We start from the raw sequence: 12,077 nt of genomic DNA, 5'->3' as shown, positions 1-12,077 counted from the left end.
AAAGCAGCACCCATGACCTCCGCATACCGGCCCGCGGCCGGCCGTCCCGCCTTCCTGCACTGGCATCGCCCGTTACTTCTGCTCGCCGCCGCGATGGCGCTCCTGACCGTCTTCGCGATCGGCGGGATGATCGTGGACGACCGCGTGCTCACCGGCCTGCCGATCTGGACCAAGGCGGTGAAATTCGCGCTCTCCACCCTGATCTACGCCGTGACCTGGGCCTGGCTGATCGACCAGCTCACCGCCTGGCGACGGGCCGCGTGGTGGGCGGGCACCGTCGCCGCGATCGGCCTCGGCATCGAACTGGTGATCATCGTGATCCAGATCGTCCGGGGCACCACCAGTCACTTCAACTTCACCACCCCGCTCAACGGCGCGCTGTGGTCGGCGATGGGCTCGACCATCATCGTGGTCTGGCTGGCCACCGTGCTGGCCGCCGCCGCGCTGTTCCGCAGCCCCGCGCGCGATCGCGCCCGTGACTTCGCGATCCGTTCCGGCGCAGTACTTTCCGTGATCGGCGCGGCCCTCGGCATGCTGATGACCCAACCGACCCGGGCCCAGCTCGACAGCGGCGGCTCGATCCGCGGCGCGCATACCGTCGGTCTCGCCGACGGCGGTCCCGGCCTGCCGATTCTCGGCTGGAGCACCGTGGGCGGCGATCTGCGTATCCCGCATTTTCTGGGCATGCATGCGCTGCAAGTGATTCCGCTGGTGCTGATCGCGGTGGAACTCGCGGCCCGGCGCCTGCCCGCGCTGCGCGAGGTGCCGGCGCGACGCGGCGTCATGGTGGTGGCCGGCGTGGCCTACGCGGCGCTGCTCGCGGTGCTCACCTGGCAGGCCCTGCGCGGTCAGTCGGTGGTGCATCCGGACGCGCTCACCCTGCTCGCTTTCGGCGTAATCGCGTTCGCCGCAACAGCTTCGGTCGTGGTGATCCTGCGCGGTGCGGCACCGCAGAAACCAGCCGCGCCGGCCTTGGTCTCGACCGGCGGCGGTGTCCGATGACCAGCTTCCTGTTCGACCTGACGTTCTATACCGCCGCCCCGTTCTGGGCGTTGATGATCCTCGCCCCGTGGTGGCGGTGGACGTCCACCATCGTCGCCTCCCCGCTGATCTGCGTACCGCCGATGCTGATCTACGCGATCGTCGTGCTGCCGGACTTCGGGACTGTGTGGTCGGCCGTGTCCGGCGCGGACCTGGCCGGCATGCAGGTCCTACTCGGAGGCAGCGCGGGCGCCGCGGCCGCCTGGGCGCATTTCATCGCGTTCGACCTGTTCCTGGGGCGCTGGATCTTCCTGGACAGCCGGCAGCGCGCTCTGCCCGCGCTGCTGATCAGCCCGCTGCTGGTGTTCACGATCATGCTCGCGCCGCTCGGTGTGCTGCTCTATCTGCTCGTGCGAGCGTTTCGCGCGCCGAGAGCCGAGGCCGGCGCGATGCCGTGACTCCGGCGAGCCACGAAATCAGGGATGCGAGCGATCGGCGGGGGACAGCGCCGCGAGCCGCCCGACGACGAGGTCGGCGACCGCGGCCATCCCCGCTGCCGTCGGATGGCACGGCGCTCCGTCGTAGGTCCTTCCCGGCCAAGGAAAGTAGAAGTCGACGGTCCACGGGTCGGCCGAGTCGGCGGCATGGTCCAGGCTCGGTGTGCGCACGTCGATCAGCTCGGCACCGAACTGCTCGGCGGCCGCGGCGGTATGTGCGGCAAGGGATTCGGCGAACGCGCGATAGTGGCGATCGACCGTCGAATCGGTGGGCGCGCGCCGCCCGAGCACCGACAGATAGTTGACCACCAGAATCGTGGCCTCGGGTGCGCGTTCCCGAATCGCGTGCAGCACCGCGGCGATTCGATCCTCGACCGTCGGCAATCGCCGCCGGACCGCGCGCGCGTCGCCCAGAGAGGCCAGCGGCGGGAGCAGCAGCAGCGGGCGCGGCAGGCGCCGGGCGATCAGGTACGGCGTCAGGCCGATGTCGTTGCCGCCGATCGTGACGGTGACCAGGTCGGTCTCGGGCGTGACCGCGGTGAGCTGCGGCGGCTGCCGGAACTGCCGCGCGTGCAGGAGGTGCTCGCAGGTCGCCCCGCTGCTGGTGACGTCGGTGAGCGACAGTCCGGCGGCCGCGGCCACGAGGTGTGGGTAGTCGCGTTGCGAGCGCCCGGCCAGCCGCGGCGTGCCCGGCACCCGCGGCGCGATACCCGGCCCCGAAGCGTACGAGCTGCCCAGCGCCACATATCGCTTGCCACGCCAGGCCGCCGCACCCGCCTGGGCCCCGCTGTTGTCCCGCACCGCGCTCATTTCGCTCCTGCCACCGGCCGCAGCCGGGCGCCGCTTCGCGTGTCGTGCCCAACCTTATGCGGGATCGCCGGGTCACGCGCGCCCGGCCAGGTGAGGGCCGCGGCCCCGCCGCAGCGGTGAGACGCGGATGAAACGCAGCGGAAAGGTCGGCGCGGCAACCTGGATCACGCAGGCGGCACTCGCCTGTTTCCGGGGGTGTTCCCGCCGGAGAATGCGGTGGAGGGGACCCGCGGTGCGGCGGCACGAGCACCGCGAGGCATTCTTCGGCGGGTGTGTCCATCGCGCGTACCATCCGAGTACCGGCATTTGCTCGGCGGACGTCGAAAGGGGAAGCGCGGCAACGGTTCCGCTGGGGCCGCGGCCGGCGCGGCGCAGCTATGGAGATCCAGGTGCTCGGCCCGGTGCTCGTCCGGGACGGCGATCGCGAGATCGTCATCGATCGGCCGCTCGAACGCGCGGCGCTGGTGCGGCTCGCGCTGGGCCGCGGCGCCGTGATCGCCGATGCCACGCTGGTGGCGGATCTGTGGGGCGAGGACGGCGGCGGCCGGCCCGTCGAGCGGCTGTGGTCGTTGATGTCGCGGTTGCGCGGCACCCTGGGCCCGCACGCCGGCCTGGTCGTGCGCTCGGCCACCGGCTACTCCACCACCGCAACCGTCACCGACCTGACCGCGGTGACGGCGGCCGCCGAGCGGATCGCCGTGGCGCAGCGGGCCGGCCGGACCGCGCAGGTGCGCGCGACGGCCGCCGAGGCGTTGCAGTGGTGGCGCGGCGCGGCCCTGGCCGACCTGCGCGGGGTGCCGTTCGCGGATTTCGAAGCGGATCGGCTGGAGCGGCGGCGGCTCGACCTCGTGGTGACGCGGATCGAGGCCGCGCTGGCCGCCGGCGCTGCGGCCGAGACCGTGCTCGAGCTGTCCCGGCTGGCCGGCGCGCAGCCGTTGCACGAGCCGCTGCATCGGCTCTCGGCGCTGGCGCTGTACCGCACCGGCCGCCAGCCCGAGGCGTTGGCGGTGCTGGATCGGCTGCGTAGCGGTCTGGCGGAGGAACTCGGCGTCGAGCCGGAACCGGCGACCATCGAGCTGCGCGATCGAATGCTGCGACACGATCCGGCACTGCGCCTGTCAACGGCCCAGGGGGAGGACGAAAAGCACTGGGGCAGTGGCCTTCCGGTTCCGGACACCTCGTTTCTCGGCCGCGCGGACGAACTGGCCGAGCTGGTCGGCCGGGTGGCGGGCGCGGGCCTGGTCACGCTGGTCGGGGCGGCGGGCAGCGGCAAGTCCCGGCTCGCGTTGGAGGCTGCCCGCGTGGTGGCCCGCACCGGCCGCGCGGTGGTGTTCGTCGAGCTGGCGGCGCTGCCGCAGGGCGCGGAGATCGCGCCCGCCCTCGCCGCGGCGGCAGGTATGGACGCGGTGCCGGGTGCCGAACTCGCCGACCCGGCCCCTGGTCTGGCCGACGCGCTGGTGGTCCTCGACAACGCGGAACACCTACTCGCCGAAGTCATTTCGACCGTCGACGCGTTGCTGGCGCACCGGGTTTCGGTGCTGGTCACCTCGCAGCGTGCGCTCGATCATCCGGGCGAGCAGGTCATGCCCGTCGGCGCGCTGGATCGCCGACCGGCCGTGGACCTGTTCGCCGAGCGGGTCGACGGCCCGCTGGCCGAGCCGGACCGCGACGCGGTGCTGCGGATCTGCGCGGCCGTCGAATGGCTGCCGCTCGGCATCGAACTCGCCGCCGGTCTCACCAGAACGCTGACCGTCGCGCAACTGTCGGACCGGATCGACGACCGGGTACGCCTGCTCGTCGGCGGCCGTCCCGATGCCGCTGGGGGCCGGCACGTCAGCCTGCGCGCGGCGCTCGATTGGAGCTACGAGCTGCTCGACGCGCCCGCGCGCACGGTGCTGCGCCGCAGCTCGGTCTTCGTCGGCGGATTCGCCCCTGAGGCCATCGAATCCATCGTTCCCGCAGCCGAACTCGGCGGCGCCGCGGTCGCCGACGTGCTGTCGGAACTGGCGCAGCGCAGCCTGCTCACGGTGCTGACCGACGGCGACTACCGCCGCTACGTGCTGCTGGAGACGGTGCGCGACCATGCCGCGCACCGGCTCGCCGCCGCGGGGGAAACGGCCGAACTGCACCGCAGGCACGCGATGTGGTGCCTCGATCACGCCTGCGCGATCGAGAGCCGGGACGGATTCAGTTCCGCCGCCAGCGTCGCCGCGATCTTCGCCGAGTGGCCCAATATCCTCGCCGCCATGACCCGCGCGCCGGGGACCGCGCACACCGAAACCGGACTGCGCCTGGCGATCACCATGCATCAGGCGTGGAACGCCCGGGCCTGGTACAGCGAGGCCAACCGGCATTTCGAGGCGCTGATCGACACCGTCGACGCCCGGTCCGAGCATCGGGTGCGGGCGCTGACCTGCTGGTCGTTCCACGCGATCATGCTCAGTAAGCTGGACCTGGCCGCCGAGTTGCTCGCCGAGGCGGCCGAACTCGTCGATCCCGCGGCGTCCAAGCAGGTCTTGCAGATCGACTACAACCGCGGCTGTATCGACGTCGAGCGCGGACACTATCGCAGCGCGATCGAGGCGCTGCAGGCCGCCGAGGCACATGCCGACGAGATGCACTATGTGCAGGGCGCGTCGGCGAGCGCGGACGCCTGCGGCTCGGCACAGCTGTTCGCCGGGCTGGCCGAGGACGCGCTCGAAAGCTACCGCCGCGCTACCGAATACGATCGGGTGCTCGGCGACGAACTGGGTCTGGCGCGCGGCCTGGCGAACCAGGCACGGGCGCTGTTCGATCTCGGCCGGTTCGACGAGGCGCTCGAGGTGGCCGCCGAGGCCGACGACTACAGCCGCCGGCTCGACGACCGGCACATGCTGGCCTTCACCGAACAGGTCAGGGGTGGGGTGGAACTCGCCGCGGGCCGCCTGGACAGCGCCGAGTCGCACTGTCGAATGGCGCTGTCGCACATGGGTATCGAGGTCAGCGTCGCCGATATCGATCTGGCCGACGTGCTCATCGCCCAGGGCGCGCTGAGCGAGGCGCGCACGCTGCTCGAGCGGGCCTACGGCGAAACCGAGCCGGGCCGCACCACCTGGTTCGCGGCCCGCGCGATCTCGGCCGCGTTGGCGCTGGCCGAGGGAAACCGGCGCACGGCAAGGGATCTGGTGGAGCGGACGCTGGCGGATTACGCGCGCGGTGGTTTCGGCTGGCGCCGTTACGTCGAGCGGCTGGGGCAGGTGCGCGAGCAATTGCTCGGCTAGTGCCGTCCGGCAGGAACGAATCGGTCCGCGCCGGCGCTCGTGCGCGGACCGTGCGGTCTCTCTTGGCGATTCGCCGGGCGCGGTCCGCGCGGGTGTGCAATGTTGTTACTGCGCAACGGCATTGAGGGGTGCCCGGCTGCGCTGAGCAGGCACCGGTAAGGGGGTGCGGCGGTCATGTCGTCGTCGAACATGTCCGGGGGGCACATCGCCGCACGTCGCGGCAGAGGTCGCGCAGCCGTGCCGCTGTGGCCGGGGATGATTCCCCCGCCGCGGCCGCAGCGCTGGCACGCCTACCGCACGCGCCGGCCCTGGTTGGTCGGCACGGTCGCGCTGGCCGGATCGATGGCCGCGGTCGCGGTGGTGCTCGTGTACACCGCGGAGGCCGGCGCGCCGCGTCAATCGGCCACCTACGCCGATCCGGTGCTCGGCGGCGGCCCCGGCTGCCAGCCGACCCGCGGCGACCAGCTGGTGCGCGGCAACGGCAGCGGTTCGACCGCGTCGGGACCGGACGTGATCCTCGCGTTCCAGTACGCCTACTACGTGGCCCGGTCCGGGTCCGACGCGCGGGCGGTGACCACGCCGGATGCCGCGGTGCCGCCGGTGTCGGTGATCGATGCGGGCATCCGGTCCGTACCGGCGGGTACACAGCATTGCGTGATGATCACGCCGATGGCCGACGGCCGCTTCGACGTGGTGATCACCGAGGTCCGGCCCGACGCCGCGGTGCGCACCTATCGCCAGTTCGTCACCGTGACCGCCGGGGCGGGCGCGGTCTCGATCGCGAAGATCGCGCCACCCACCTGATGGTGTAACGCGCGCGTACCAGCGGGTAATAAGAATGAAGGGGGGTTTGGTGGTGTCTTCGCATGTTATGGTCCGAAACCTTTGCACCCCTGCGTTTCTTGCATCGACCGATCGCGCATGCGAACACACACGGCGAGCCGTGCGTCCGCATCGCAGAATAAGCTGCACAGCACGGGGATCCGAGCCGCGAAGACCGTTGGCCGACCGTGCCGGCGCTACCAAGAGGAAGGGACTGTCGAGTGTTCAGGCGTATCGCAATCGTCAACCGAGGTGAGGCTGCGATGCGGCTGATCCACGCCGTGCGGGAGCTGGCCGCGGAGACCGCGACAACGATCGAAACCATCGCGCTATACACCGACGTGGATCGCAACGCCACCTTCGTGCGGGAGGCCGATACGGCCTACGACCTCGGCCCCGCGGCCGCGCGGCCGTACCTGGACCTGAAGGTGCTCGAACGCGCGCTGGTGGCGACCAAGGCCGACGCCGCGTGGGTCGGCTGGGGCTTCGTCGCCGAAGACCCGGCGTTCGCCGAGCTGTGCGAGAAGATCGGCGTCACCTTCATCGGCCCGAACGCCGACGCGATGCGCAAGCTCGGCGACAAGATCGGCGCGAAGCTGATCGCCGAGGAGGTCGGCGTGCCGGTGGCGCCGTGGAGCCGCGGCGCGGTCGAGAGCCTGGACGCCGCGCTGGCGGCGGCCACCGAGATCGGTTACCCGCTGATGCTCAAGGCCACCGCGGGCGGCGGCGGTCGCGGTATCCGCATGGTCGCCAGCGCCGACGAACTCACCGACGCCTACGAGCGCACCAGCCAGGAGGCCGCGCGCTCGTTCGGCAGCGGCATCGTGTTCCTGGAGCGGCTGATCACCGGCGCCCGCCACGTCGAGGTGCAGGTGATCGCGGACGGTCAGGGCACCGCGTGGGCGCTCGGCGTGCGCGACTGCTCGGTGCAGCGCCGCAACCAGAAGGTCATCGAGGAGTCGGCCTCGCCGCTGCTGAACGCGGAGCAGGTCGGCGAGCTGAAGGCCTCGGCCGAGCGGCTGGCCGTCAAGGTCGGTTACCGCGGCGCGGCGACCGTCGAGTTCCTCTACCACGCGGGCGAGCGGATCTTCGCCTTCCTCGAGGTGAACACCCGACTGCAGGTCGAGCACCCGATCACCGAGTCCACCACCGGCTTCGACCTGGTCAAGGCGCAGCTGCACGTGGCGTCCGGCGGCAAGCTCGAGGGGCAGCCCCCGGTCGAGCGCGGCCACGCCATCGAAGCCCGGCTCAACGCCGAGGACCCCGACCGCGACTTCGCGCCCTCGCCGGGCCGCATCGCCCGCCTCGACCTGCCCGCGGGTCCGGGCATCCGGGTCGACACCGGCGTCAGCGAGGGCGACACCATCCCGGCCGACTTCGACTCGATGATCGCCAAGATCATCGCCTACGGTCGCGACCGCGACGAGGCACTGGGCCGGCTGCGCCGCGCGATGGCCGACACCACGGTGATCATCGAAGGCGGTGCGACCAACAAGAGCTTCGTTATCGACCTGCTCGATCAGCCCGAGGTGATCGACGCCAGCGCCGACACCGGCTGGATCGACCGGGTCCGCGCCCAGGGCAGGCTCGTCTCGCACCGCCACTCCGCCGTCGCGCTGGCCGCCGCGGCCATCGGCGCGTACGAGGAGGAGGAACACGCCGAACAGGAACGCCTGCTGTCCACCGCGGCCGGCGGCCGCCCGCAGGTGCAGCACGAGAGCGGCCGCGCGCTCGATCTCGCGCTGCGCGGGGTGAGCTACCGCGCGCGCGTCGCGCGGGTCGGTGCGAACCGGTTCCGCGTCGGCGTCGAGGCCGGCGACGACATCCGTACCGCGGACGTCGAGCTGGACCGCTTCGACGAGCACACCGGGCAGATCGTCGTCAACGGCACCCGCTACCGCCTGCTCACCGGCTCGCACGGCACCGTGCACCTGGTCGAGGTGGACGGCGTGACGCACCGCGTCAGCCGCGACGAGGGCGGCGTGGTCCGCTCGCCCGCGCCCGCGCTGGTGGTCGCCCTGCCGCTGGAGATCGGCGCCGAGGTCGAGGCGGGCGCGCCCGTCCTGGTGCTGGAGAGCATGAAGATGGAGACGGTGCTGCGCGCGCCGTTCAACGCGCGGCTCAAGCAGTGCGTGGTCTCGGTCGGCACCCAGGTGGAGACCGGCGCGCCGATGCTGTGGCTGGAGCCGCTCAGCGACGAGGCGGACGCCGAAGACGAGGGTCCCGCGGAAACGATCGAGCTGGACCTGCCCGCCGCGCCCGCGGCGCTGCCCGCGCGCGAGCGCACCCGCCGCGGCCTCGAGGATCTGCGCAGCCTGCTGCTCGGCTTCGACGTCGACCCGCACGACGAGGGCCGGGTGCTCGACGACTACCTCGCCGCGCGTCGCTCGTCGGTCGAGGACGGCCAGCGTCCGCTCACCGAGGAACTCGACCTCATCGAGGTCTTCGCCGACCTCGCCGAGCTGAGCCGCAACCGGCAGGCCGGTGACGAGATCGGCGGTCACGTGCACAGTGCGCGGGAACGCTTCCACACCTACCTGCAGAGCCTCGACGTCGAGCGGGCCGGACTCCCGGAAGCGTTCCAGGCCAAGCTGTCTCGCGCGCTCGAGCACTACGACGTGACCGAGCTGGATCGCACGCCCGAGCTCGAGTCCGCGGTGTTCCGCATCTTCCTCGCCCAGCAGCGCGCGTCCGTCGCGGCCTCGATCGTCACCGCGCTGGTGCGCACCTGGCTCGGCGAGGCCCCGCCGGACGAGGCGCAGCACGAGCCCGCGGCCCGCACCCTGGAACGGCTGATCGCCGCGACCCAGGTCCGCTTCCCGGTGGTCGCCGACCTCGCGCGCGGTCTGGTGTTCTCCTGGTTCGGTCAGCCGCTGTTGCGCCGCAACCGCGCGCGGGTCTACGCCGACATCCGCAACCACCTGCGCTACCTGGACACCCACGCGGACGCGCCGGATCGCGCCGAGCGCATCGCCGAAATGGTGCGCAGCACCGAGCCTTTGGTCCGGATCCTCGGCCAGCGGCTCAACCGCGACGATCTCGACAACGCGATCATGCTCGAGGTGCTGACCCGCCGGTACTACGGCAACAAGGAACTGCTCGGGGTCCGCACCACGGTGGCCGCGGGCTGCACCTTCGTGGTCGCCGAGCGGGCGGACTCGTCGGTGGCCTCGGCCGCGGTGAGCTTCGACGCGCTGGGCGACGCGCTGCGCGGTCTCGCCGAGCTGGCCGGCGAGGAAGACGCCGTCGACGCCGACATCTACCTCGCCTGGCCGCAGCAGCCGGAGGACTTCGCGGTGATGGCGCAGCTGCTCGACGAGGTGGTCAAGCAGTACCCGCTGCCGGCGCAGGTCCGCAGGCTGACCGCCACGGTCGCGGGCAGTGGCGCCAACGTCATGCACCATCACTTCACCTTCGAGCCCTCGCCGAGCGGCATGGTCGAGCAGCGGCTGATCCGCGGCCTGCACCCCTACATCGCGCAGCGGATGCAGATGGAACGGCTCAGCAAGTTCGACCTGACCCGCCTGCCGTCCTCGGACGAAGAGGTCTACCTGTTCCGCTGTGTGGCGCAGGAGAATCCGTCCGACGACCGCCTCGTCGCGTTCGCCCAGGTGCGCGACCTGACCGAGCTGCGTGAGCACGAGGGCCGGTTGATCGCGCTGCCGACGGCGGAGAACACCATCGCCACCTGCCTGGACTCGATCCGGCGGGCCCAGTCGCGGCGGCCGTCGAAGAACCGCTTCAACACCAACCGGATCGTGATCTACGTGTGGCCGCCGAGCAGCCTCACCCGCACCGAGTTGCTGGTGATCGCGGACCGGGTGCTGCCCACCGCGGCCGGCGCGGGCCTGGAGGAGATGCTGTTCATCGCGCGCCAGCGCGATCCGCAGACCGGTGAGCTCAACAAGACCTCGATGCGGATCTCCTTCGACGCCACCGGCGGTCACGAGCTGATCGTGGAAGAGCCTTCCACCGCCCTGGTCGAGCCGCTCGACGACTATCGGCTCAAGGTGCTGCGCGCGAGCAGCCGCAACACCGTGTACCCGTACGAATTGACCGGTCTGCTCGGCACTTTCCGCGAGTACGACCTCGACGACACGCACCGGCTGGTGCCCGTCGACCGGCCGAAGGGGCTCAACTCCGCGGCGATGGTCGCGGGTGTGGTCAGCACGCCGACCACCCGCCATCCCGAAGGCGTCCATCGGGTCATCCTGCTCGGCGACCCGACCAAGTCGCTCGGCGCGCTCTCCGAGCCGGAATGCCGGCGGGTGATCGCCGCGCTGGATCTGGCCGAGCAGATGCGGGTGCCGCTGGAGTGGTACGCCCTCTCCTCCGGCGCGCGCATCTCGATGAAGTCCGGTACCGAGAACATGGACTGGGTGGCGGCCGCGCTCAAGCGGATCGTCGAGTTCACGCAGGACGGCGGCGAGATCAACATCGTGGTCTCCGGCATCAACGTCGGCGCCCAGCCGTACTGGAACGCCGAGGCGACGATGCTCATGCACACCAAGGGCATCCTGGTCATGACGCCGGACTCGGCGATGGTGCTCACCGGTAAGCAGGCGCTGGACTTCTCCGGCGGCGTCTCGGCCGAGGACAATTTCGGCATCGGCGGCTACGACCGCGTGATGGGCCCGAACGGGCAGGCGCAGTACTGGGCGCCGAACCTGCTCGCGGCCCGCGAGGTGCTGATGTCGCACTACGACCACACCTACATCGCACCGGGCGAGCTGCACCCGCGGCGCGCGGAGACCTCCGATCCGATCGACCGCGACGTCTCGGACTTCCCGCATCTGCTCGCGGGCAGCGACTTCACCACGGTCGGCGAGATCTTCTCGGCCAAGGCGAACCCGGATCGCAAGAAGCCCTTCGATATTCGCACCGTCATGCGCGCCGTCTCCGACCAGGACCACCCGGTGCTGGAACGGTGGGCGGGCATGGCCGACGCGGAGACCGCGGTCGTGCAGGACGCGCACCTCGGCGGTATTCCGGTGTGCCTGCTCGGCATCGAATCGCAGTCGGTGCCGCGCCGCGGCTTCCCGCCCACCGACGGCCCCGACACCTACACCGCGGGCACCCTGTTCCCGCGGTCGTCGAAGAAGGCGGCGCGGGCGATCAACGCGGCCAGCGGCAACCGGCCGCTGGTGGTGCTGGCGAACCTGTCCGGCTTCGACGGCTCCCCGGAATCGATGCGCAAGCTGCAGCTCGAGTACGGCGCCGAAATCGGCCGCGCGATCGTCAACTTCCGTGGGCCGATCGTGTTCTGCGTGATCTCGCGGTACCACGGCGGCGCGTTCGTCGTCTTCTCCAAGACGCTGAACCCGAACATGACCGCGCTCGCCATCGACGGCTCGTTCGCCTCGGTACTCGGTGGCGCGCCCGCCGCCGCGGTGGTGTTCGCCGGTGACGTGAACGCCCGCACCGCCGCCGACGAGCGGGTTCGCGAGCTGGAAGCGCGGGTCGCGGCCGCCGCGGTCGCCGAGCGCGGCCCGCTCAAGGCCGAGCTCGACGAGCTGCGTTCCTCGGTGCGCACCGAGAAGCTCGGCCAGGTCGCCGCGGAGTTCGACCGGGTGCACAACATCCAGCGCGCCGTGGAGGTCGGCTCGGTGGACGCGGTGATCAGCGCGGCGGAACTGCGTCCGCGCATCTTCGAGGCGATCGAGGCGCACCTGAGCGCCAAGGTCGTCGAGGCACAGCCGAGCTGAGC

6 protein-coding genes are annotated in these 12,077 nt (G+C 71.4%); 5 read left to right on the top strand and 1 reads right to left on the bottom strand.

Going from position 1 to position 12,077, the window contains the following annotated elements; all coding sequences use genetic code 11:
- The first annotated feature begins 12 nt into the window (after nt 1-12).
- Nucleotides 13-1,002, top strand: coding sequence for a hypothetical protein (locus TY25_RS31410; RefSeq protein ID WP_042262206.1), 990 nt, complete (start codon nt 13-15; stop codon nt 1,000-1,002).
- The gene (locus tag TY25_RS31405; protein WP_042262203.1) at nt 999-1,439 is read left to right on the top strand and encodes an ABA4-like family protein; all 441 of its coding nucleotides are present in this window, start codon (nt 999-1,001) and stop codon (nt 1,437-1,439) included. The genes TY25_RS31410 and TY25_RS31405 overlap by 4 nt, the downstream gene beginning before the upstream one ends.
- Before the next feature lie 18 nt (nt 1,440-1,457).
- On the opposite strand, the gene TY25_RS31400 is transcribed toward TY25_RS31405, so the two are convergent.
- The gene (locus TY25_RS31400) at nt 1,458-2,288 is read right to left on the bottom strand and encodes an SGNH/GDSL hydrolase family protein (protein WP_052383318.1); all 831 of its coding nucleotides are present in this window, start codon (nt 2,286-2,288) and stop codon (nt 1,458-1,460) included.
- Between the two features lie 377 nt (nt 2,289-2,665).
- On the opposite strand from TY25_RS31400, the gene TY25_RS40920 reads away from it, so the two are divergent.
- The 3 genes from TY25_RS40920 to TY25_RS31385 all read left to right on the top strand — a co-directional run bounded on the left by TY25_RS40920 (nt 2,666) and on the right by TY25_RS31385 (nt 12,075).
- A complete protein-coding gene (locus tag TY25_RS40920; RefSeq protein ID WP_052383317.1) occupies nt 2,666-5,548 on the top strand; it encodes an ATP-binding protein in 2,883 nt (960 codons plus the stop codon).
- A gap of 174 nt (nt 5,549-5,722) precedes the next feature.
- Complete coding sequence (locus tag TY25_RS31390; RefSeq protein ID WP_226887293.1) at nt 5,723-6,352, top strand: DUF8176 domain-containing protein; 630 nt, start codon at nt 5,723-5,725, stop codon at nt 6,350-6,352.
- Between the two features lie 239 nt (nt 6,353-6,591).
- A complete protein-coding gene (locus tag TY25_RS31385) occupies nt 6,592-12,075 on the top strand; it encodes an ATP-binding protein (protein WP_042262200.1) in 5,484 nt (1,827 codons plus the stop codon).
- Nucleotides 12,076-12,077 lie beyond the last annotated feature (2 nt).

It is taken from the genome of Nocardia brasiliensis NBRC 14402, from assembly GCF_000308475.2.
Lineage (GTDB): Bacteria > Actinomycetota > Actinomycetes > Mycobacteriales > Mycobacteriaceae > Nocardia > Nocardia brasiliensis.
This window is presented reverse-complemented; position numbering and strand designations above follow the sequence as displayed.